This window comes from Streptomyces sp. NPDC005566, assembly GCF_040605575.1.
Taxonomy (GTDB): domain Bacteria; phylum Actinomycetota; class Actinomycetes; order Streptomycetales; family Streptomycetaceae; genus Streptomyces.
Genome location: NZ_JBEXDB010000001.1, coordinates 350,058 through 372,257, shown reverse-complemented (window position 1 = coordinate 372,257; position 22,200 = coordinate 350,058). Strand labels below are relative to the sequence as shown.

The window sequence follows — 22,200 nt, the reverse complement described above, 5'->3', positions numbered from 1 at the left end:
TGGGCGCTAGGCACCGAGCGACCTCTTCATGATCTTGCCCAGCTCGTTGCGGGGCAGGACGTCAAGGTAGCGGACGACGCGCGGGCGCTTGTGCGGGGCGAGCAGGTCCGCCACATGGTCGGCCAGCTCCTTTGCGCCGGGCGGTGACTCCGGGTCGGCCGGCACGACCCAGGCGACGATCCGCTCGCCGAGATCGTCGTCGGGCTCACCGGTGACGGCCGCCTCGCGCACACCTGGGTGGTCCAGCAGGGCGTTCTCGATCTCGCCCGCGCCGATCTTGTAGCCGCCGCTCTTGATCAGGTCGGTGGCCTTGCGTCCGACGATGCGCACATAGCCGTCGGCGTCGATCGTGGCCATGTCGCCCGTACGGAACCAGCCGTCCTCGGTGAAGGCACCGGCCGTCGCTTCGGGCCGGTTCAGATAGCCGGTGAAGAGATTCGGTCCGCGTACCTGGATCTCGCCGATCGAGACGGTGTCGTCGAGCACGGTCCCGTCCTCCTCGACGAGCCTGAGGTCCACGCCGGACAGCGGCGGCCCGACCGTTCCGGGGCGCGGCTCACCGTCGGCCCGTACCCCCGTGTTCATCAGGGTCTCCGTCATCCCGTACCGCTCGATCACCCGGCGTCCGGTGGCGGCGGCGATCCGCTCGTGGTCGTGGACCGGCAGCGCCGCCGAGCCCGACACCAGCAGGCGGGCGCCCGCGAGGGCCTTCGTCAGGCTCCCGGAGCCGGCGGGATCGCCCAGGGCCCCGGCCAGCCGGTGGTACATGGTGGGGACGCCGAACAGCATCGTGCCCCCCGAGGCGAGCTCCTTGGTCACGCCCTCGGTGGTGAAGCGGCCGAGGTGGCGCACCGAACCGCCCCGGCGCAGCGGCCCGAGGACACCCAGGATCAGTCCGTGCACATGGAACAGCGGCAGGGCGTGGACGAGGACGTCGTCGGCGGTCCACTGCCAGGCGTCCTCCAGCGCGTCCAGCGACGCGGCGATCGCCCTGCGGGGCAGGACCGCGCCCTTGGGCGGACCCGTCGTGCCGGAGGTGTAGACGATCAGAGCGGGCGATTCGGGGGAGGGTTCGGCCGGAGGCGGGTCCGTGGCCGCCGCGGCCGTATCGACGTCCAGCCGCTCCAGGCCGCCCAGCGCGGGCGGAAGCGCGTCGCCCGCCCCGGCGAGCACCACCGAGGGCGCGCTGTCGGCGACGATGTGCGCCAGTTCCCGCTCTCCCGTCTTCGGGTTGAGCGGTACGGCGGGCACGCCCGCCAGCAACGCGGCCACCACCGCCACCACCGTCTCCGGGGTGGACGTGGCCCAGACGGCGACCCGCCCCGCGCCCGCGATCCGGCCCGCGAGGGACGTGGACGCGTCGGCCAGCCGAGCGTAGGTCAGGACGTGTTCGCCGAACCGGACGGCTTCCCGGGAAGCCGTGGGGCCGGATGTCTCGTGCAGCGCAGGCAGAAGAGAGATCACGTTCCGAGCCTAGGGCCAACCGCCTCCGGCGCCGGGGGAATCGGGCTGGAGATGGCCGCAACGGAACACGTCGGGCGAGCGGGGCGGCGGTGTCCGGGCGGGGACGCCGCCGTCCTTCCCCGTGCGCTCAGTTCGACGGCCGCAGGGTCCGCATCCGCCCGTACGCGTACACGCAGCCGGCCAGTGCCAGGTCGGACAGCAGCATGAAACCGATCGAGTACGAGTCCTTGGCGCTGTAGATCGCCCCCATCACCAGCGGGGGTACGAAGCCGCCGAGGCCACCCATCGCACCGACGATGCCCGTCACGCTGCCCACCTTGGCCTGCGGTGTCACCTGCGAGACGAGGGCGAAGACGCTGCCGCTCGCCGTGCCGAGCCCCGCCGCCATGCAGAGCAGCGCGATCGTGCCGACCGGATCCAGACCGGGGTCGAAGGCCTGCACGATGGCCATGAGTGCCGCGACCAGCAGCGCCGCCGACGTGACCAGGGCAGGGTGGATCCGGTCGGAGAGCCAGCCGCCCGCCGGCCGGAAGATCACTGTGACCAGCGCGAACCCGGCCGCCTTGGTGCCGGCCTCGGTCGGCGACATCTCGTACCAGGTCTTCAGGTACGTCGGCAGGTAGACGCCGAACGCGACGATGCCGCCGAAGCCGATCGCGTACAGGGCGGACAGCTCCCACGTGACCCGCAGCCGGCCCGCCTGCCCCAGCCGGTGTCCGAGCGAGTCGGTCGGCACCTGCCGGTCCGGGCGGTCCGTGATCAGGACGGCGGCGAGCAGCGAGTACACCACCAGCGCCCCGGCGACGATCAGGAACGGCAGGTTGTCACCGTGCTTCGCGATGCGCGGCGTGAAGTAGCCGGACAGTGCGACGCCGCCCATGCCCATCCCGAAGACACCCAGGGCGAGCCCCCGCTTCGCGGGAGGGAACCACGAGTTGACCAGCGGGATGCCGATCGCGAACGTCGTACCGCCCAGACCGAGCAGGAAGCCCACGGCGAGCATCGCCCCGTAGGAGTCCTTCGCCGGGATCAGCAGCAGTACGGGAACGATCGTCAGCGCCGACACCACGGGGAACATCAGCCGGGCGCCGAACTTGTCGGTCAGCGCGCCCACCGGGATCCGGCCCAGCGAGCCGACGAGCACCGGTACCGCGACGAGGAACGACTGCTGGAAGGAGTCGAGCCCGAGCCGTTCCTTGTAGTCCCCGGACATCGGGGCGATCAGGTTCCACGCCCAGAAGGTCAGGGTGAAGCCGATGGTGGCCACGATCAGGTTGCGGTAGGCGGCAGCGGACTGTCCACGGTCCGGGGCGGGGGCCTGCTTGGCAGCTGTATCCACACGGCAAGTCAAGTGCTCGCGGACGGGCGGGGCGCGTGGGACTGCTCCGAACGGGGAAGGCCTCTCCCCCCAGACGCCCCTTGGCGCAGCGGCACTCCCGGGGCTCCGCGGGGCACCGCTCGCCCGCCGCTTCCGGGCCGGGGCTGCGACAATCGCTGGTATGGACCGGCTGGACAGAGAGATCCTCGGCATTCTCCAGGAGGACGCCCGGATCTCGTACCGCGATCTGGGCGTACGCGTCGGGCTCAGCGCCAACGCCGCGGGCGACCGCGTACGCCACATGCGCCGTGACGGGGTGATCCGCGGCTTCACCGTGATCGTCGACCCGGCCGCCGACACCCGTTCGGGCCTCGTCGTCTTCATCGATGTGACGCTGCGCCTCGACACCACGAACGAGGAGTTCGAACGCTCCGTCCTCACGCTGCCAGGCATCACCGAGGTGGTGCACGTGACGGGCAGCCACGACTATCTCGTACGGGCCACGGCCGCCGACCCGGGCTCCCTGGACGCGCTGCTGCGCCGGCTCAAACGGGACGCCGGTGTCGCCCACTCCAACACTCGGATCGCTCTCAGAGCGGCGCCTGCCAAGTGACGGTCGGCGACCGCGTGCCGTCCTCGGCACGCCCGTCGTCGGCCACCACGAGGCGCACCGCCGCGCGTCCGTCGGGCTCCCGCGCGGTCGCGTCCACCTCGACCTCGATGGCCGACACCTCCGTGCGCCGGTGCGCGGCGGCCAGCGCCCCGCGCAGCGCGCTGAGCAGCTGCTCCTCCACCGGTTCCGGTACCAGGGCGTCCACCGCCCCCGCGAAGTGCACCGACGGCTGGAAGCCCAGCACCGCAGCCGCACCGCCGGTCTCGCGCAGCACCTTGCCGCGAAAGTTGGTGGGAGCATCGGCGGGCGGCTGCTGGAGTGCGAAGATCGCCGTCCTGACCTCCTGGATGGTGGAGTCCAGCTCGTCGACGGCCCTGCCGAGCAGCTCGTCGGTCTCGCTGTCCCCCGACACGTCCTTGCGGCGGGTCGACTCCAGCATCATCTCCGTCGCGAACAGCCTCTGTACGACGAGGTCGTGGAGATCGCGGGCGATCCGGTCACGGTCCTCGTAGACCGCCAGCTGTTCCCGGTAGTGCTGGGCGTCCGCCATCACCAGGGCCAGGGCCGCCTGGGAGGCGAACTGCGACGCGAGCAGCCGGTCCACCGTCGTGTACGGGCGGTCGCCGCGCCGCCGGGGGAGGGCGAGCGTGCCGATCAGCCGGCCGCCGCTCTGCAGCGGCAGCATCATGCTGGGTCCGAAGCGGGAGCGCACGTGCGTCGTCATCCGCGGGTCGGTGGCCGAGTCCTCGATGAAGACCTCCTCACCGCCCAGCAGCTGGACGAGGACGGGGGAGCCGGGTTCGATGACCGTGCCGACGAGACCGGCGGGGTCATCGAGCGTGGAGGCGGCGACGATCTCCATTCCGCCGTCCCCGGTCGGCTGGAGGATCACCCCGGCCGATGCCCCTGCCAGCATCCTGGCCCCTTCGGCGACCGTCGTCAGGGCGTCCGTCGTGGTAGTGCCGGTCAGCAGCGCCCGGGTGACCGCTGCGGATCCTTCGATCCACCGTTCCCGCTGCCGCGCCGACTCGTACAGATGGGCTCCGCCGATCGCCGCACCGGCCTGGGAGGCGAGCAGCCTCAGCAGCGCCAGATCCGTGTCCGTGAAACGCCCCGAGCACCGCTCGGTGACGACGAGACTGCCGAGCACCTCGGCGTGCACCCGGACGGGAGCCCCGAGGAGGGAGCGCATCGGAGGGTGTCCGGGCGGCATGCCCGAGGAACGCGGATCGGCCGTCAGATCGTCCAGGCGCAGCGGCTGCGGGTCATCGACGAGCACACCCAGGATTCCCGTGTGCCCGTCCGGAAGACGGCCGATCTCCAGGCGCTCGGCGTCGGTCAGGCCCGTGGTGAACAGGTCGGTGACACGGCGGTGTTCCGTTTCGAGGATGCTCAGGGCCCCGTACCGTGCCCCGGTCAGTGCCGTGGCGGTGTCCACGATGTGCTGCAGTGTGGTGCGCAGTTCGAGATCTGCCTCGGCCATGCGGAACCCCGTCGGCGCTCAGCCGACGAGCGGACTGAGGACCAGCGGCTGGACCTTGCCGTCCAGCATGGCGCCGAGACCGAGCACGGAACACACGTCGGGCTTCTCGGCGATGTGCACGGGCACCCCGGTGGCGTCGCGCAGCATCTGGTCGAGCCCGGGAAGCAGGGCGCTGCCGCCGACCATCATGATCCCGGAGTCCGCGATGTCCGCCACCAGATCGGGCGGGCAGTCGCGCAGCACCTTGCCCAGGCCGTCGAGCACGGCGGTGAGCGGGGCGTGGATCGCCTTCCGTACGGCGGCGGTGTCGACCTCCACCGAGCGGGCCAGGCCGGTGGCCACGTCACGGCCGTGGATCTCCGTCGTGGCCGGGCCGTTCAGCGTCAGACCGTTGCCGCTGAGCGCCAGCTGCAGCGGCCGCACGGACTGACTGGGCAGCATCAGCTCGTGGTACTGGCGAAGGTGCTGGATCACCGCGTGGTCGATGGCCTCGCCGCCGATCGGGATGCGTACGGCCGTCACGATCGAGCCGAGCGAGAGCACCGCGATCTGGGTGGTCGCCGCCCCGCACACCATGATCATGGTGGCGGTCGGCTGTTCCACCGGCAGCCCGCAGCCGACGGCCGCCGCGATCAGGGTGTCGACCAGTTCCACCCGGCGCGCGCCGAGTCCGACGAGGGTCTCGACGGCCGCACGCTGGGCCAGCGGATCGGCGTCGTGCGGGGTGCAGGCGGCGGCGCGCAGCCGGGGCTTGCGGCGCAGCTGGCGGCGGAGCTTCTCGCCGAGGAGGTGGCGCAGCATGCGCTGGGCCATCTCGATGTCGACGACGGTTCCGCCGGAGACGGGGCGGACCACCCGGATGTACGCGGGCGTACGGCCGGTCATCTGTTCGGCGAGGGCGCCGACGGCGATGAGAGATCCGGTGCGGGTGTTCACGGCGGCGACACTGGGCTCGTCGACGACGAGACCCACTCCCTTGATGTACACGCGGGTCCTCGCGGCCCCGAGGTCGACGGCGACATGGCAACGGCGCAACTGCTCAAGACTGACGGTCACGGCAGGTTCTCCCGAGAGCGCTGACGGGGGGTACCGGCGGCAGCCGGCTCTCCTGGCATCGTCGCGCCGGGGAGGGCGCCGCGCGCGCTGGGTGAGCCGTAGGAGGGACCCCGTGCTGACGGGGCGCCAGGTGTCAGGCGAGGCCGGGGAGCAGCCGCTGGAACAGGCCCCAGGTGAACTCGGCGACGTACGGCCGGTGGTCGACGGGGTCGGTGACGGCCAGTGCCCACCGGGTCGGTGCGCTGCCCTCCATCGGACGGACCGGAGCGAAGGCGCGGGCCACCTCGTCCACGGTGCACGACCAGGGGCGCAGGTCCCCGCTCGCGCGCAGCTCGGGGCCGGCCGCGCCAGGGGCCCGGACCAGCCATTCGTTCCATACGGCCCCGCCGGGACCCGCCATCACCTCGAACCGCAGATCGGGCCAGAGGGGCAGGGGCCAGAGCAGCGCGTCGCACTCCAGGTCGCCGACCTTGCGGCGTACCGAGCTCTCGGGCTCGCCGAGCACCGACCGGTAGCGGCGCAGCGCGCCCCGGCCGCGGGGGGCGCGGAGCATGGCCTGCCACCGCCGGTTCGCCTCCCGCATCTCGGCGAGCGAGGCGCTCAGCTCATGGCGGGCGTCCTCCACCAGATCCGGCTGGTGATCGGCCATCCGGCGCAGCAGGACGAGCTGGAACTGAAGCGGCCCGAACGGGGCGGGAGCGGTCATGGCGCCCATCCTGCCGCGTCTCACTCGTATCGGGCGGCGCGCTTCGGAATCCGGGCTTCCACACAGGATCCTCACCTGAGCGGCTTCCTCCGTCGTTCCTCGCGCGTCTAGTCTGCGGGCGCCATGGATTACTGCCACCCGTGCCGACGGCACCTCAACGGCGCCCTGGCCTGCGCCGGTTGCGGAACACCCGCCGACGCGCTGGCCCCCTACGCCGACCCGCTCCACTCCGGTCACGAGCCGGAACAGCCGGGCGAAACCCTCGAGACCTCCGGGCCCCAAGGGCACCGCCGTCGTGCCCGGGTCGCCGCCGCCCAGGGGCGTGGGCGGGGCCGTCGTGCCCGCCGCCGCCGAGGCCGCGGGATCCTGCTGACGGGAATCGGCGTCGTGCTCGCCGTCGGCGCGCTGAGCCTGGCCGAGCTGGCCATCGAACCGGACGGTGACGACGGCGCCGCCGACTACGTGAGCGAGTCGACGACCGCCGCGGTCGACCCGGTTCCGGAACTGCAGGCGAGCGAGGTGCCCGGCGACCCGGCGCCGGTGGACAGTTCCCCCGTGGTCCCGGCCAGTGACTCCCACAGCGACCGGGCCGGTGAGGGGCCGAGCGGCTCCCCCTCGCCGGAGAAGTCCGCGTCGGCCTCCGCTCCGGCGGACGCCACGCCCTCACCGTCGCCCTCGGATCCCGACGACACCGAGGCCCCGGCCGATCCGTCGAGTCCCGGGGAGCCGACATCCGGCCCGGCGCAGCCGGAACCCACGAACGACCCCGAGCCCACCCCGTCACCGTCCGAGACGTGCACCCGGTGGCTGTGGTTCTGCACCTGAGGCCCCCAAAGCCTCTCGTCCGGGCCCGACCCTAGGCCGCGGTCCCGGAGTCCCCGGTCGCGTCCACGTCCGTGTGTGCGTCCGCGTCCGCCCCGAGCATCCGGCGCAGCAGGTCCCGCAGCACCGACCTCTCCGCGTCCGACAGCTCGGCGAGCGGTTCCCTGGCGAAGTCGAGCGCGTCCCGCAGCTGCCTCGCCGTCCGGATGCCATCCTGCGTGGGAGCGGCCAGCTTCACCCGCCGGTCGGACGGGTCGGGACGGCGCTCCACCAGGCCGCGGAGCTCAAGACGGTCGACGATGCCCGTGATGTTCGACGGTTCGCACTTGAGTTTCTGGGCGATCCTGCGCATGGGCATCGGCTGGAGGGAGAGGAGTCCGAGGACCCTGGCCTGCGCGCCGGTCAGCGTGTGTGTCGCCGCGGCCCTGTCGTACTCCTCGTGGTAGCGCGCCACGACGCCACCGATGAGTTCGATGACTTCGAGGGTCAGAGGATCCGTACGTGAGGTGGCCATGACGTCCAGGATACCCAATTACTTGACAAGGTGAAATATCTGGGCGCATGGTTGTTTCATGTCATGAAGCATTTTCTGCTTCCCGTCCCGTGAGCGCCGAGGAGAACCCGAGCCATGTCTGCAGCACTTCCCACGTCCAGCCGTGAATGGCACCTTGTCGCCCGCCCGCACGGCTGGCCCGAGGCCAAGGACTTCGCGCTGCGCGAGGCGCCGGTGACTGCTCCCGGTGAGGGCCGCGTCCTCGTCCGCAACCTGCACTTCTCGGTCGACCCCTACATGCGGGGCCGGATGAACGACGTGAAGTCGTACACCCCGCCCTTCACGCTCGACCACCCGATGGACGGAGGCGCGGTCGGCGAGGTCATCGCCTCCGAGGCCGAGGGATTCGCGGTCGGCGACCACGTCCTGCACGGCCTCGGCTGGCGCGAGTACGCCTCGGTCCCGGCCAAGCACGCGGTGAAGGTCGACGCTTCGCTCGCCCCGCTCTCCGCCTACCTCGGGGTGCTCGGCATGCCCGGGCTCACCGCCTACGCGGGCCTGTTCGAGGTCGCCTCCTTCAAGGAGGGCGACGCCGTGTTCGTCTCCGGCGCGGCCGGTGCGGTCGGCAGCCAGGTCGGCCAGATGGCGAAGATCAAGGGCGCCTCGCGGGTCATCGGTTCGGCCGGCTCCGACGAGAAGGTCAAGCTCCTCGTCGAGGAGTACGGCTTCGACGCGGCCTTCAACTACAAGAACGGCCCCGTCAAGGACCAGCTCCGCGAGGCCGCCCCGGACGGCATCGACGTCTACTTCGACAACGTCGGCGGCGAGCACCTGGAGGCCGCGCTCTCCTCGTTCAACGTGCACGGCCGCGCCACCATCTGCGGGATGATCGCCCAGTACAACGCCACCGAGCCCACCCCCGCCCCGCGCAACCTCGCGCTCGTCATCGGCAAGCGGCTGCGCCTGCAGGGCATCCTCGTCGGTGATCACGCCGCGCTCCAGCCGCAGTTCGTCCAGGAGGTCGCCGGCTGGCTCGCCTCCGGTGAGCTCAAGTACAACGAGACGAAGGTCGAGGGCATCGAGAACGGCTTCGACGCGTTCCTCGGCCTCCTGCGCGGCGAGAACACCGGCAAGATGATCGTCTCGCTCGACGCCACCCGTTAGGCTCGGTGCAGGCCGCCGCGGTCCGTGGGCGCGAGTCGCGGCGCATCAGCAGGAGGATTTCCCGGCATGACCATTGAGCACATAGACGTGGCCTACACCGCTGTCGCCACCGCCACGAACGGCCGTGACGGCAGCGTCTCGTCCGACGACGGCAACCTCGACGTCGTCGTCAACCCGCCGAAGGCGATGGGCGGCAGCGGCGCGGGCACCAACCCCGAGCAGCTCTTCGCGGCCGGCTACAGCGCCTGCTTCCAGGGCGCGCTCGGCGTGGTCGCCCGCAAGGAGAAGGCGGACATCACCGGCTCCACGGTGACCGCGTCGGTCTCCATCGGCAAGACCGAAGCCGGCGGTTTCGGCCTGGAGGTGGCGATCACCGCCTCCATCCCGAACGTCGACCGGGCCACCGCCCAGTCGCTCGTCGAGAAGGCGCACCAGGTGTGCCCGTACTCGAACGCCACCCGGGGCAACATCAAGGTCGAGCTGTCCGTCGCCTGACCAGGTACCGCACGTAGTACCGAGGGCCGCATCCCGTGAGAGGGGTGCGGCCCTCGGCCGTTGACACGGGCGGCCCCCGGCCGTGTCCGGCCGTGAAAGGCGCAAGAGCATTGACCTGCACGGAGTTCGGACCCTACGGTCCGTTCGAATTGACGAGCAGCATTCGACATATCGAACACGACCGGTCGACCCGTGAGGAAGTCATGACCCCCACCGCGCGCTTCACCCTCGACCCCGCCTTCACCGTCGGCGAGGTCGACCCCCGGCTCTTCGGATCCTTCGTCGAACACCTCGGCCGCTGCGTCTACGACGGCATCCACGAGCCGGGCCACCCGTCCGCGGACGAGGCCGGTCTGCGCACCGACGTCCTGGACCTCGTCCGGGAGCTCGGCGTCACCGCCATCCGGTACCCGGGCGGCAACTTCGTGTCCGGCTACCGCTGGGAGGACAGCGTCGGCCCCGTCGACGAGCGCCCCCGCCGCCTCGACCTGGCCTGGCGCTCCACCGAGACCAACCGCTTCGGCCTCTCCGAGTACATCGGCTTCCTCCGGAAGATAGGCCCGCAGGCCGAGCCGATGCTCGCCGTCAACCTCGGCACCCGCGGCGTCCAGGAGGCCATCCGGCTCCAGGAGTACGCCAACCACCCGGCCGGCACCGAACTGTCCGACCGCCGCATCGCGCACGGCGACAAGGACCCCTTCGGGATCACACTGTGGTGCCTGGGCAACGAGATGGACGGCCCCTGGCAGACCGGCCACAAGACCGCGGAGGAGTACGGGCGCCTCGCCGCCGAGACGGCCCGCGCGATGCGCCAGATCGACCCGTCCGTCGAACTCGTCGCCTGCGGCTCCTCCAGCCGCTCCATGCCGACGTTCGCCGCCTGGGAGGCGACGGTGCTCGCCGAGACGTACGACCTCGTCGACTACGTCTCCCTGCACGCCTACTACGAGGAGACCGACGGCGACCGCGGCTCCTTCCTCGCCTCGGCCGTGGACATGGAGTCCTTCATCGAGAGCGTCGTCGCCACCTGCGACCACGTAGGCGCCCGCCTCAAGTCGACGAAGAAGATCAACCTCTCCTTCGACGAGTGGAACGTCTGGTACATGGCCCGCTTCCAGCAGGACGCGGCGGAGAACCCCCTCGACTGGCCCGAGGCACCCCGGCTGCTGGAGGACAACTACAGCGTCACGGACGCCGTCGTCTTCGGCAGCCTCCTCATCGCGCTGCTGCGCCACGCCGACCGGGTCACCGTCGCCTGCCTCGCCCAGCTGGTCAACGTCATCGCTCCGATCATGACCGAGCCCGGTGGTCCCGCCTGGCGCCAGACGACCTTCTTCCCCTTCGCCCAGGCCGCACGGTACGGGCGGGGCCAGGTGCTGGACGTACGGGTGGACTCACCCACGTACGCGACGGCGAAGTACGGCGAGGCGGATCTGCTGCACGCCACCGCCGTGCGGGACCCCGGCTCCGGGGCGGTCACCGTGTTCGCGGTCAACCGCAGCCAGGACACCGCCCTGCCGCTCGAAGTGGCCCTGGCGGGACTGGACCTGGAGCAGGTCGCCGAGCACCTGGTCGTCTCCGACGCCGACCCGGAGGCCCGCAACACCCTGGCCGAGCCCGAGCGGGTCGCCCCGCACGCCGCAGAAGGCACCGCGCTCGCCGGCGGCACGCTCAGGGCCACCCTGGAACCGATGTCCTGGAACATGATCCGGCTGGCCTGACAGCAAGGAGCGGCGCCCCGCCGGGGGCGCCGCTCCAGGGGGACGCGGTCAGCGCGTCGAGAACTGGACCGTCGTCGAACGGTACGTGTCACCGGGGCGCAGCACCGTCGAGGGCGTACGTCCGGCCGTCGTGGCGTGAGCGCCCGTCACCCCTGCGCGGGGCATGGACGACTCCTCCTGGCGGAAGGGGGTGTCACGAGCCGACCTTGCGCTTGTTCCAGACGTCGAAGCCGACCGCGGCCAGCAGAACGAAGCCCTTGATGACCTGTTGGTAGTCGGTGCCGATGCCCACCAGGGACATGCCGTTGTTCAGCACGCCGAGGACCAGACCGCCGATGACCGCGCCGAAGACCGTGCCGACGCCGCCGCTCATCGAGGCGCCGCCGATGAACGCGGCGGCGATGGCCTCCAGTTCGAAGTTGGTGCCTGCCTGCGGGACGCCCGCGTTCAGCCGGGCCGCGTAGACGATTCCGGCCAGCGCGGCCAGAACTCCCATGTTGACGAAGACCAGGAAGATGACCCGCTTGTCCTTGACCCCGGAGAGCTTCGCCGCCGCCTGGTTGCCGCCGAGCGCGTACACATGGCGGCCGATGACAGCGTTGCGCATGAGGTATCCGAAGCCGATGAGCAGCACGGCCAGCAGCAGCAGGACGACCGGGACACCGCGGTAGCTGGCCAGCGTCATGGTGAACGCCAGGACGGCCGCCGCGATGGCCACGCACTTGGCCAGGAAGATGTTGCGGGGCAGGACCTCGAGCGCGTACTCCTTCTGCCGGTTGCGGTCGCGGACCTCCTGGAGCAGCGCCACGGCCAGCACGATGAATCCCAGGACCAGCGTCAGGTTGTGGTAGTTGGTCTCCGGGCCGAGCTCCGGCAGGTAGCCGGTGGATATCTTCTGGAAGCCTTCGGGGAACGGCCCGATGGAGCGGCTGCCGAGCAGGATCTGGGTGCCGCCGCGGAAGAGCAGCATCCCGGCGAGCGTCACGATGAACGACGGGATGCCCACGTACGCGATCCAGAAGCCCTGCCACGCGCCCGCGACCGCGCCCAGGAGGAGCGCGAGGACCAGGGCGAGGACCCACGGCACGTCGTGCTCGACCATCATCACGGCGCAGGCCGCCGACACGAAGGCGGCCAGTGAACCGACGGACAGGTCGATGTGGCCGGCGATGATCACGATCATCATGCCGATGGCCAGGACCAGGATGTAGCTGTTCTGGAGGACCAGGTTGGTGACGTTGTTCGGCCTGAGCAGGACGCCGTCGGTCCATATCCCGAACAGCGCGACGATCAGGCCGAGCGCGATGAGCATCCCGTACTGGCGCATGTTGCGCCGGGCGGCGTCCAGGAGCAGTCCGCGCGTGGACGACGCGGAGCCGGCCCCGGGCCGCGACGGCCCCGGGCTCTTCGGTGTTTCGGTGGTGGCCGTGGACATGTTCCGTTACCTCTTGTCGCTGGTCATGTGGCGCATCAGAACTTCCTGGGTGGCCTCCGCGCGCGGGACCTCCCCGGTGAGCCGGCCTGCGGACATCGTGTAGATGCGGTCGCACATGCCGAGCAGCTCGGGCAGTTCCGAGGAGATGAGGACGACCGCCCGCCCTTCGGCGGCGAGCTTGTCGATGACGGTGTAGATCTCGAACTTCGCGCCGACGTCGATGCCCCGGGTCGGCTCGTCCAGGATCAGCACATCGGGACCCGCGAAGATCCACTTGCTGAGGACGACCTTCTGCTGGTTGCCGCCGGAGAGCCGGCCCACCTGCTCGAAGACGGTCGGGGCCTTGATGTTCATCGAGGTGCGGTACGACTCGGCGACCCGCGTCTCCTCGTGCTCGTCGACGATGCCGCGCCGCCCCACCTTCCCCAGGGCGCTGAGGCTGATGTTGCGGCCGATGGTGTCGATGAGGTTGAGGCCGTACTGCTTGCGGTCCTCGGTGACGTACGCGATGCCGTGCCCGATGGCCTCGGGGACCGTACGGGTGCGGATCTCCCGGCCGTCCTTCAGGACCCGGCCGCTGATGCCGCGGCCGTAGGACCGGCCGAAGACGCTCATCGCGAGCTCGGTCCGGCCCGCGCCCATCAGCCCGGCGATCCCGACGATCTCACCGCGCCGGACCTCCACGGACACACCGTCGACGACCCTGCGGTGCTGGTCGATGGGGTGGTGCACCGTCCAGTCGCGTATCTCCAGGGCGGGATGTGCCCCGGACTCGCCCTCGTACGGAGAACGCGGCGGGAAGCGGTGGTCGAGATCGCGCCCGACCATGCCGCGGATGATCCGGTCCTCGGTGGTCGACTCCGCCGTCACGTCCAGCGTCTCCACCGTGCGGCCGTCCCGGATGACGGTCACCGAGTCGGCCACGGCCGCGATCTCGCCCAGCTTGTGCGAAATGATGATCGAGGTGATGCCCTGGCCCTTCAGCTCCTTGATCAGCCGGATGAGGCGTTCGCTGTCCGAGTCGTTGAGCGCGGCGGTCGGCTCGTCCAGGATCAGCAGCCGCACCTCCTTGGCCAGCGCCTTCGCGATCTCCACGAGCTGCTGCTTGCCGACCCCGAGGTCGGCGACCCGCGTCTGCGGGTGCTCGTCCAGACCGACCCGCTTCAGCAGCGCCGCCGCGTGCCGGAGCGTCTCGTTCCAGTCGATGACGCCGCGGCGCGCGTGCTCGTTGCCGAGGAAGAGGTTCTCGGCGATGGAGAGGTACGGCACCAGGGCGAGCTCCTGGTGGATGATCACGATGCCGCGCGCCTCGCTGGCCCGGATGTCCTTGAAGGCGCAGGGCTCGCCGCGGAAGAGGATGTCCCCCTCGTAACTGCCGTGCGGATGCACGCCGCTGAGGACCTTCATCAGGGTCGACTTGCCGGCCCCGTTCTCCCCGCAGATCGCGTGCACCTCGCCCTCGGCGACGGTCAGCGAGACATCGGAGAGGGCCCTGACCCCGGGGAACGTCTTGACGATGGACCGCATCTGAAGGACGGGTCCGCTGCCGCCCAGTGGCCCGGTCACTTGAGGTCGCTCTCCTTGATGTAGCCCGAGTCCACCAGCTCGGCCTGGTAGTTGGTCTTGTCGACACTCACCGGGTCGAGCAGGAAGGACGGCACGACCTTCTTCTCGTTGTTGTACGTGGTGGTGTCGTTGACCTCGGGCTTCTTGTCGTTCAGCACGGCGTCCGCCATCTGCACGGCCTGCTTGGCGAGTGCCCGGGTGTCCTTGTAGACGGTCTGGGTCTGCTGGCCCGCGATGATCGACTTCACCGAGGCGACCTCGGCGTCCTGTCCGGTGACCACCGGGTAGGGCTTGGCCTTCGTGCCGTAACCGTCCGACTTGAGCGCCGAGATGATGCCGATGGAGATGCCGTCGTACGGCGAGAGCACCGCGTCCACCTGGGCCGAGGAGTACGCGCTGGTGAGCAGGTCGTCCATGCGCTTCTGGGCGGTGCCGCCGTCCCAGCGCAGGGTGGTGACCTGGTCGAGCTTCGTCTGCTTGGAGCGGACGACGATCTGCTTCTTGTCGATGTACGGCTTGAGGGTCTTCCAGGCGCCCTGGAAGAAGTACCGGGTGTTGTTGTCGTCCGGCGAGCCGGCGAACAGCTCGACGTTGAAGGGGCCCTTCGCGCTGCCGTCCTTCAGCCCGAGCTTCTCGATGATGTACCCGGCCTGCAGCTCACCGACCTTCTCGTTGTCGAAGGAGGCGTAGTACGCGATGTCCTCGGTGCCGAGGATCAGCCGGTCGTAGGAGATGACCTTGACGCCCTGTTCGCCCGCCTGGCGCAGCACATCACCCAGCGCGCGGCCGTCGATGGCCGCGACCACCAGGACGTCCACACCCTTGGTGATCATGTTCTCGATCTGCGAGACCTGCTGGTCGACGTCGTCCTCGCCGTACTGCAGGTCGGTCTTGTAGCCGAGCTTCTTGAACTCGGCGGCCATGTTCTTGCCGTCGGCTATCCAGCGCTCGGACGACTTGGTCGGCATCGCGATGCCGACGGTGGATCCCTCGCCGCCCTTCTTCTCCTCCTTGCTGCCGCCCTCGCCGCTCTGCCCGCAGGCGGCGAGAGCGAGGGAGAGTGCGATGACGGTTGCTGCAGCTGCGGCTCGTGTGGTGCGCATGGTCAGTCCTTCGGGGTGAGAGGGAACCGGTTGAGCCGGCCGGGAAGGCGGGAACCGAGCGGCGACATGCCGCCGTCGGCGCCGTGCCGGGCCAGCAGATCCAGGGCGAGGCGTCCGCGCCGGACGCGCTCGCGGGCGGAGTTCAGTGCGACATCGCGCAGCTGATGGCCGTAGGGGTAGATGCCGGGGGTCCTGGAGAGGCCGAACTTCAGGTAGATGGGGGCTCCGCGGCGTACCAGCTCGGCCGCCTCGTACATCCGCACGTAGCCGCCGAGGTCGTCCGGTGCCTCGATGTAGAGGTCCATCGGGGCCCGGGAGACCCGGCGGATCTCGGTGAACTGGGCGAGCGACAGATCGGACGGGATGTTGATCGAGTCGGCGCCGAGCTGCTCGAACACGGAGTACGAGGCGGGATTCACCGGTCCGATCAGGGCCGACACCTTGAAGGTGGTACCGGCCGGCAGGAGGCCCTGCTCACGCATCCGGTGCAGGGTCCACAGGACCCCCTCGTCGGCCACGAGCAGGCAGGTGACGCCCAGCCCGGTGGCGCGCAGGGCGTCCTCGACGCAGCCGGCCAGGGCGTCGTGGCCCCGGGAGCGCAGCCCCGCGCCGCCGGAATCGGTGCGGACCGAGGCGCCGGTGTCCCAGGTGCCTCGCGGACCGGTGAACAGGCAGAGCTCGATGTCGCGTTCGGCGCAGCCCTCCACCATCTCGGTGATCTCCGAGTCCGTCAGCATCCAGATGCCGCTGCCCTGGCTGATGCGGTGGACGGGGACGCCGAGACGGGCGGACTCCTTCAGGACGACACCGAGGGCCTCCGGCCCCTCCACGGACGGCACCTCGGTGCGCCAGCTCCCGCCGTCGGGGAAGGAGTGGGGGGAGGCGTCGGCGGGGGACAGGGGCGCGGCGCCGAGTCCGAGCGCGGTGAGTGCGGCGTCGCCGGGACGGCGGGGGCCGACGGCACCAGGGGAAGAGACTGAGACGTCGTTCACGACTGGTCCTTCATGTTCGGTATTTCGGACGAAGTTCGGATCTTGGAGTGTGCGCCGGTACGCGCGGGTGCGGAGCGACTGAGGGCGGACCCGTCACGGGCGCAGCAGCACCTTCCCGGTCTCCGGACCCCCGGCGCCGACCAGCGCCACCGCCTCGGCGAACCGCTCCAGCGGGAACTCATGGGTGATCAGCGGCGCCGGGTCGAGCAGCCCGGCCGTGAACGCCCGCACCGCGTACGACCAGGCGGCCGACGGCGCCCCGAAGACGCTGCGCACGGTGAGCTGGCTCAGCGAGAGGTGCACCGGATCGATGCCCACGGCCCCCGGAGAGAACATCCCGGTGAGCACCACCCGCCCGCCGCGCCGAGCGAGCAGGCACGCGTCGGACGCGGTGGACGGGGCGCCGGCGGTCTCCACGACCAGGTCGTAGCGGCCCCGCACCTCCTCCGCCTCCTTCGGGGTGCGGGCCTCGCCCGCCCCGAAGTCCAGTGCCAGGGAGGCCCGTTCCTCCCGCGGGTCGATCACCGTCAGCTCCGAGGGCGACACCGCCGCCAGCAGCTGGACCGCGAGCAGCCCCAGCGTCCCTGCCCCCAGTACCGCGATCCGCTCACCGGGCTCGGGATCGCCGGCCCGCACCGCCGCCGCGATCACCGCGGCGGGCTCCAGCAGGGCCGCGGCCCGCAGGTCGGCGTCGTCGGAGAGCAGGTGCAGCAGCCGCGCCGGGACCACCACATGGTCGGCGAACCCGCCGGGCCGGGTGAACCCCGTCTCGTCGTACCCCTCCGCGCACAGCGACGTCTCCCCGTACCGGCACCGCTCGCAGCGCCCGCAGGCACGGAAGCCCTCGGCGACCGTACGCCGTCCGAGCAGCGCGGGATCGACACCCTCGCCCACCGCGTCGACGGTCCCCGACCATTCGTGACCGGGCACCAGCGGATAGCGCACATAGGCCGGGTCCCGGTTGCCGTCGTACACCTCGCGGTCGCTCATGCAGATTCCGGCCGCGGCGACCCGCACCCGGACCTCGCCGGGGCCCGGCTCCAGGAGGGGCCCCTCGGAGAGCCGGTGGAGGCCGGGCCGCTCGACGACCAACGAACGCGAGCGCGGGGTCACTTCGGCTGCCTCTTCTCCCAGCCGTCCGCCCACAGGTCGAACCGCGCCTGCTGCTGCGGGAATTCGGCAGCGGCGTCCACATCCAGCTCCACGCCGAGGCCGGGGGCGTGGGAGAGTTCGAAACAGCCGGTGGCGGGATCGACGTGCGGTGCGCCCTTGACGACCTTCTTGATGTCGGCGTCCGCGAAGTCGTTGAAGTGCTCGAGGATCTTGAAGTTGGGCGTGCAGCCGGCCAGCTGGAGGCTGGCCGCCGTCAGTACGGAGCCGCCCACGTTGTGCGGGGCGATCAGCGTGTAGTGGGTCTCGGCGGTCGCGGCGAGCTTGCGGGCCTCCAGGATGCCGCCGATGTGGCCCACGTCGGGCTGGATGATGTCGACGGCCTGCGACTCGAAGAGCTCGCGGAACTCGGTCCGGTCGTGGATGCGCTCACCGGTCGCGATCGGCAGATCGACCTTCTCCGCCACCTTGCTCAGCGCCTTGAGGTTCTCCGGGGGCACCGGCTCCTCCAGCCAGGCGGGCTTGAAGGGCGCCATCTCATGGGCGATCCGCACCGCCGTCGACGGGCTGAACCTCCCGTGCATCTCCAGCATCAGCTCGGTGTCGGGCCCGATGGCGTCCCGTACGGCCTCGATCAGGGACACGGCGTACCGGGTCTCCTCCTGGCCGAGCTCGAAGTGTCCCGTACCGAAGGGGTCGATCTTCAGGGCCCGGTAGCCGCGCTCCACGACTGCCTGAGCCGCCTTGTGGTACGCCTCGGGGGTGCGCTCGGTGGTGTACCAGCCGTTCGCGTACGCCTTGACCCGGTCGGTGACCTTCCCGCCGAGCAGCTGCCAGACCGGGACCCCGAGGGCCTTGCCCTTGATGTCCCAGCACGCCATCTCGATGACCGCGATGCCGGACATCACGATCTCCCCGGCCCGCCCGAAGTCGCCGTACTTCATGCGGCGCACGAGGTCCTCCACCGCGAACGGATCGGACCCTGTGATGTGATTGGCCGAGGCCTCCCGCAGGTAGCCGAGCAGCGCATCCGTCCGCCCCAGCATCCGCGTCTCGCCGACACCGGTGAGCCCCTCATCGGTGTGAACCTGGACATAGGTGAGGTTGCGCCAGGGCGTGCCGACGACATGCGTGCTGATTCCGGTGATACGCACGGCTGTTACCTCTCGACTGTTCGGTATTTCGTCACTCGTTCGAAATGCTGGCGTGACGGTAATGACGGGCCCGGGGCAGTGTCAATGGTTCGCGCAAGTACGCTGACGCGTATGAGTGATCTCGGGGCGGGTTTCGGCTACTTGATAAAGGGACAGCGCTGGGCCTTCGGGCACGGCCGGTGGTTCGGATTCGGTCTGCTGCCCGGCCTCGTCACCCTCGTCGTGTACGCGGGCGCACTCATCGGACTCGGCTACGGCGGCGACGACTTCGTCGCCTGGGCCACGCCCTTCGCCGACGACTGGTCCTCGCCGTGGCTGGGGCTGCTGCGCAACACCCTGGTCGTCCTGGTCTTCGTCCTCGGGCTGTTCCTGGCAGTCATCACCTTCACCGCGGTGACCCTCCTGGTCGGCCAGCCGTTCTACGAGTCGCTCTCCGAGGAGGTCGACCGCAGCGAGGGCGGCGACGTGCCCGAATCCGGGCTGCCGCTCTGGCGCGAGCTGTGGATCTCCGCATGCGACTCCGTCCGCATCCTGCTGCGCGTGGCGCTGTACGGGGTGCTGCTCTTCGCCCTCGGATTCATTCCGGTCATCGGGCAGACGGTGATCCCCGCCCTGGGGTTCTGCGTCACCGGCTACTTCCTCGCCCAGGAGCTCACCGCCGTGGCACTCCAGCGCCGAGGCATGGTCCTGAAGGACCGGCTCAGCATGCTGCGGGGTCGCCGCATGCTGGTGCTCGGCTTCGGTGTCCCGCTCGCACTGTCCTTCCTGGTTCCGTTCGTCGCCGTCTTCCTGATGCCCGGTGCCGTCGCCGGGGCCACGCTGCTGGCCCGCGACCTCACGGCGCCCCCCGCTCCGGCACCCGCCCCGTCGCCGCACACCCTTCGCAAGGACTGAAGGGCCCCGGCTATGACCGAGATCCTCGCTGTCGCCCTCATCACCCTGCTCGCGGTCATCAGCCCGGGCGCGGACTTCGCGATGGTCGTCCGCAACAGCTACCTCTACGGCCGTCCCACCGGCCTGCTCGCGGCCACCGGAGTCGCCGCGGGCGTCCTGGTCCACGTCACGTACACCATGCTCGGCGTCGGCCTGCTGATCGCCTCGTCCACCGCCCTGTTCACCGCGATCAAACTCGCGGGCGCGGCCTACCTCGTCTACATCGGCGTACGCACCTTCCTCGACCGCGGCGACCTCACCGTCGACCTGGGCGAGAAGCGCAGCCTGAGCGGGCTGGGGGCCCTGCGCACCGGCTTCCTCACCAATGTGCTGAACCCCAAGACCACGCTCTTCGTCGTGTCCACCTTCACCCAGGTCGTCGGCCCGGACACGGCCCTGTGGCAGCAGGCGGGCTACGGGCTGTTCATGTCGCTCGCCCACTTCGGATGGTTCGGTCTGGTGGCACTGTTCTTCTCCCACTCACACCTGCGCACCGCGATGCTGCGCCGCCAGAAGGCCCTCAACCGCACGATCGGCTCGGTCCTGGTCGGCCTCGGCATCACCCTGGGCCTGGCTCGCTGAGCCGCTCCCGGCGGCATCGGCCGCCGTGGCGGGAGCCCGACGTCAGCGCACCGAGAAGCCGTACACCGTCGTCGACTCGAACTCCTCGCCCGGCCGCAGCACCGTGCTCGGGAACTCCGGGCGGTTGGGGGAGTCGGGGAAGTGCTGCGTCTCCAGCGCGATCCCGGCGCACGCCACGAACGGCCGCCCCTCGAAGTGGTCGGCGGTGTACAGCTGCAGACCCGGCTCCGTCGTACGGATCGTCAGCAGCCTTCCCGAGCCGGCGTCGTACAGCTCGGCGACCGGCTCCTCGCCGGTCCCGTCGAGCACGTAGTTGGTGTCGTACCCCGGACCCACCGGCTTCGGCTTCCGGAAGTCGAACCGGGTTCCGTCCACCGGAGCGAACTCGCCCGTCGGAATGGACTCGGCGTCCGACGGCGTGATCCGCCCGGCCGCGAGCCGCAGTTCGTGCCCGAGCGCGCTCCCGCTGTCCGCGCCGGCCAGGTTCCAGTACGTGTGGTTCGTCAGGTTCACCACGGTCGGCGCGTCGGTCGTCGCCCGGTAGGCGATCCGCAGTGCCCCGCCCTCGTCCAGGGTGTACGTCACCGAAACCGCCAGCCGGCCCGGGAAGCCCTCCTCGCCGTCCTCGGCGACCAGGGAGAGCCGCACGCCGTCCGGTACCTCCTCGGCGTCCCACACCCGCTTGTCGAAGCCGCGCGTGCCGCCGTGCACGTGGTTGCGGCCCTCGTTCGGCGTCACCCGGTGCGTCTGCCCGTCGAGTACGAAGGCGGCGCCCCCGATCCGGTTCGCGTACCGCCCGACCAGGGCGCCGAAGTAGGGACCGGTGTACTTCTCGTAGTCCGCGACGTCCGGCAGGCCGAGGGCCACTCCGGCCCGGGTGCCGTCCCGGCCGGGTACCTCCACCGACTGCACGACGGCGCCGTACGTCAGCACACGCACCCGGGTGCCGTCCCGTTCCAGGGTCCAGCGCCGTACGGCGGTGCCGTCCGCGAGGGTGGAGAAGTCTTCGCCGTGTGCCGCTGTACCCGTCGTCATGATCACGGACTTTACGCGGGGGGTCCCGCCGCGGTGACATTGCGGTAAGCGATCTCGGCCAGCCTGGCCTGGCCGTCACGGCCGGGGTGGAACCAGTCCCACGGGCTGAGCTGCTCGCCGGTGAACCGGTAGTCGAACACCGCCCCGCCGTCGTACCGGCAGCGCAGGTCCTTCCCGCAGACATCCCTCAGGACCTCGTTGTACGCGACGACCCGCTCCTGCACCGCGTCGCGCCGCGCGACGGCCGCCGTGCCCATGTCGTCCGCGTCGCCCAGCATCGACCGGCAGATCCCCAGCTTCCAGATCTGCTTGCCCAGCGGGTTGCCGCGCCCGGTCGACCAGAGCCGCTTGAGGTCCGGCACGCTCGACACGTACACCTGGGCCTTCGGCGCCGCACCGCGCAACTGCCGCATCGACGCCTCGAACGAGGCCCGGAAGTCCGCCACCGGAGTCATGAGCCGCACCGAGTCCCGGCAGGCGTCGTTGGCGCCGATCATCACCGTCACCAGGTCCGGCTTCTCCTCGGCGGCCAGCACCATCTGCTCCGGCAGCTGGGCCATCCGGGCTCCCGACACGGCATGGTTCCAACTGTGCGAGGGCGCCTTCGCCGCGCCGAGCAGCCGTACCGCGAGACTGTCGAACCCGTCGTCCGTGCCGGTCGCCCACGACACCTCCGGGCAGTCGGCGAACACCGAGCAGGCGTCGAAGCCCCGGGTGATGGAGTCCCCCACGGCGGCGATGGACGCCGGGCTCACATCCCACACCCGGACCGGCGAGGGGGGCGGACTCTGCGGTCTGGCCGCGCCCTTCGTGGTCGCGGACGAACCACCGGTGCAGCCCGTCAGCGCGGCACCGAGGAACGAAAGGGCCGTCAGCGCGGCGGCGACACCGCGGACACGACGGCGTGACGAGCACTCAGGCATCCCAGTTTCCCCTCCGGTCACACGGGTGATTG

General features: G+C 70.6%; 21 protein-coding genes. 7 read left to right on the top strand and 14 right to left on the bottom strand.

The features are described 5' to 3' along the window. Positions 1 to 6 precede the first annotated feature (6 nt). Positions 7 to 1,464 carry an acyl-CoA synthetase gene (locus ABZS61_RS01820; protein WP_356414574.1) on the bottom strand — a complete coding sequence of 486 codons (1,458 nt, stop codon included), beginning with the start codon at positions 1,462 to 1,464 and terminating at the stop codon, positions 7 to 9. A gap of 127 nt (positions 1,465 to 1,591) precedes the next feature. Next, positions 1,592 to 2,803 carry an MFS transporter gene (locus ABZS61_RS01815; protein WP_356414571.1) on the bottom strand — a complete coding sequence of 404 codons (1,212 nt, stop codon included), beginning with the start codon at positions 2,801 to 2,803 and terminating at the stop codon, positions 1,592 to 1,594. Positions 2,804 to 2,963: 160 nt separating this feature from the next. Between ABZS61_RS01815 and ABZS61_RS01810 the strand changes: the two genes are divergently transcribed. After that, positions 2,964 to 3,395: an Lrp/AsnC family transcriptional regulator gene (locus ABZS61_RS01810; protein ID WP_356414568.1), complete on the top strand. Its 432-nt coding sequence runs from the start codon at positions 2,964 to 2,966 to the stop codon at positions 3,393 to 3,395. Here ABZS61_RS01810 and ABZS61_RS01805 read toward each other — a convergent pair. The 3 genes from ABZS61_RS01805 to ABZS61_RS01795 all read right to left on the bottom strand — a co-directional run bounded on the left by ABZS61_RS01805 (position 3,373) and on the right by ABZS61_RS01795 (position 6,640). After that, on the bottom strand, positions 3,373 to 4,878 hold the full coding sequence (locus ABZS61_RS01805; protein WP_356414565.1) for a GAF domain-containing protein: 1,506 nt from the start codon (positions 4,876 to 4,878) through the stop codon (positions 3,373 to 3,375). The genes ABZS61_RS01810 and ABZS61_RS01805 overlap by 23 nt on opposite strands. A gap of 18 nt (positions 4,879 to 4,896) precedes the next feature. Continuing rightward, a complete protein-coding gene (locus ABZS61_RS01800) occupies positions 4,897 to 5,934 on the bottom strand; it encodes a rod shape-determining protein (RefSeq protein ID WP_356414562.1) in 1,038 nt (345 codons plus the stop codon). Positions 5,935 to 6,067: 133 nt separating this feature from the next. Then, positions 6,068 to 6,640, bottom strand: coding sequence for a hypothetical protein (locus ABZS61_RS01795; protein WP_356414559.1), 573 nt, complete (start codon positions 6,638 to 6,640; stop codon positions 6,068 to 6,070). Positions 6,641 to 6,763: 123 nt separating this feature from the next. On the opposite strand from ABZS61_RS01795, the gene ABZS61_RS01790 reads away from it, so the two are divergent. Then, a complete protein-coding gene (locus ABZS61_RS01790) occupies positions 6,764 to 7,465 on the top strand; it encodes a hypothetical protein (protein WP_356414556.1) in 702 nt (233 codons plus the stop codon). Between the two features lie 31 nt (positions 7,466 to 7,496). Here the strand turns inward: ABZS61_RS01790 and ABZS61_RS01785 are convergent, their stop codons facing one another. Beyond that, a complete protein-coding gene (locus tag ABZS61_RS01785; RefSeq protein ID WP_356414553.1) occupies positions 7,497 to 7,976 on the bottom strand; it encodes a MarR family transcriptional regulator in 480 nt (159 codons plus the stop codon). A 114-nt stretch (positions 7,977 to 8,090) separates the two neighbouring features. On the opposite strand from ABZS61_RS01785, the gene ABZS61_RS01780 reads away from it, so the two are divergent. The 3 genes from ABZS61_RS01780 to ABZS61_RS01770 all read left to right on the top strand — a co-directional run bounded on the left by ABZS61_RS01780 (position 8,091) and on the right by ABZS61_RS01770 (position 11,335). After that, positions 8,091 to 9,119 (top strand): NADP-dependent oxidoreductase, encoded by a 1,029-nt coding sequence (locus tag ABZS61_RS01780; RefSeq protein ID WP_356414550.1) that lies wholly within the window; start codon positions 8,091 to 8,093, stop codon positions 9,117 to 9,119. Positions 9,120 to 9,185: 66 nt separating this feature from the next. Further along, a complete protein-coding gene (locus ABZS61_RS01775; RefSeq protein WP_356414547.1) occupies positions 9,186 to 9,614 on the top strand; it encodes an organic hydroperoxide resistance protein in 429 nt (142 codons plus the stop codon). Positions 9,615 to 9,817: 203 nt separating this feature from the next. Further along, complete coding sequence (locus ABZS61_RS01770) at positions 9,818 to 11,335, top strand: alpha-N-arabinofuranosidase (protein ID WP_356414544.1); 1,518 nt, start codon at positions 9,818 to 9,820, stop codon at positions 11,333 to 11,335. 193 nt (positions 11,336 to 11,528) lie between these two features. Here the strand turns inward: ABZS61_RS01770 and mmsB are convergent, their stop codons facing one another. From mmsB to ABZS61_RS01740, 6 genes are all read right to left on the bottom strand, one after another. Further along, the gene (gene mmsB / locus ABZS61_RS01765) at positions 11,529 to 12,770 is read right to left on the bottom strand and encodes a multiple monosaccharide ABC transporter permease (RefSeq protein ID WP_356414541.1); all 1,242 of its coding nucleotides are present in this window, start codon (positions 12,768 to 12,770) and stop codon (positions 11,529 to 11,531) included. A gap of 6 nt (positions 12,771 to 12,776) precedes the next feature. Further along, on the bottom strand, positions 12,777 to 14,297 hold the full coding sequence (gene mmsA / locus ABZS61_RS01760; RefSeq protein WP_356415133.1) for a multiple monosaccharide ABC transporter ATP-binding protein: 1,521 nt from the start codon (positions 14,295 to 14,297) through the stop codon (positions 12,777 to 12,779). 35 nt (positions 14,298 to 14,332) lie between these two features. Next, positions 14,333 to 15,439 carry a multiple monosaccharide ABC transporter substrate-binding protein gene (gene chvE / locus ABZS61_RS01755; RefSeq protein WP_356414538.1) on the bottom strand — a complete coding sequence of 369 codons (1,107 nt, stop codon included), beginning with the start codon at positions 15,437 to 15,439 and terminating at the stop codon, positions 14,333 to 14,335. 2 nt (positions 15,440 to 15,441) lie between these two features. Then, entirely contained in the window at positions 15,442 to 16,431 is a 990-nt protein-coding gene (locus tag ABZS61_RS01750; RefSeq protein WP_356414535.1) for a hypothetical protein, read from the bottom strand. A 93-nt stretch (positions 16,432 to 16,524) separates the two neighbouring features. Then, complete coding sequence (locus ABZS61_RS01745; RefSeq protein WP_356414532.1) at positions 16,525 to 17,544, bottom strand: alcohol dehydrogenase catalytic domain-containing protein; 1,020 nt, start codon at positions 17,542 to 17,544, stop codon at positions 16,525 to 16,527. Next, positions 17,541 to 18,695, bottom strand: coding sequence for a mandelate racemase/muconate lactonizing enzyme family protein (locus tag ABZS61_RS01740; RefSeq protein ID WP_351168265.1), 1,155 nt, complete (start codon positions 18,693 to 18,695; stop codon positions 17,541 to 17,543). Before ABZS61_RS01740 ends, ABZS61_RS01745 begins: the two co-directional genes overlap by 4 nt. Before the next feature lie 111 nt (positions 18,696 to 18,806). Between ABZS61_RS01740 and ABZS61_RS01735 the strand changes: the two genes are divergently transcribed. Both ABZS61_RS01735 and ABZS61_RS01730 read left to right on the top strand, forming a co-directional pair. Then, positions 18,807 to 19,589, top strand: a complete 783-nt coding sequence (locus ABZS61_RS01735) for an EI24 domain-containing protein (RefSeq protein ID WP_356414528.1) — start codon at positions 18,807 to 18,809, stop codon at positions 19,587 to 19,589. A gap of 12 nt (positions 19,590 to 19,601) precedes the next feature. Next, positions 19,602 to 20,210: a LysE family transporter gene (locus ABZS61_RS01730; protein WP_356414525.1), complete on the top strand. Its 609-nt coding sequence runs from the start codon at positions 19,602 to 19,604 to the stop codon at positions 20,208 to 20,210. Between the two features lie 42 nt (positions 20,211 to 20,252). Here ABZS61_RS01730 and ABZS61_RS01725 read toward each other — a convergent pair whose 3' ends face one another. Together ABZS61_RS01725 and ABZS61_RS01720 are read right to left on the bottom strand one after the other, a co-directional pair. After that, positions 20,253 to 21,245: an aldose epimerase family protein gene (locus ABZS61_RS01725; RefSeq protein ID WP_356414522.1), complete on the bottom strand. Its 993-nt coding sequence runs from the start codon at positions 21,243 to 21,245 to the stop codon at positions 20,253 to 20,255. Between the two features lie 11 nt (positions 21,246 to 21,256). Next, positions 21,257 to 22,168, bottom strand: a complete 912-nt coding sequence (locus tag ABZS61_RS01720) for an SGNH/GDSL hydrolase family protein (RefSeq protein WP_356414519.1) — start codon at positions 22,166 to 22,168, stop codon at positions 21,257 to 21,259. Between the last annotated feature and the right edge of the window lie 32 nt (positions 22,169 to 22,200).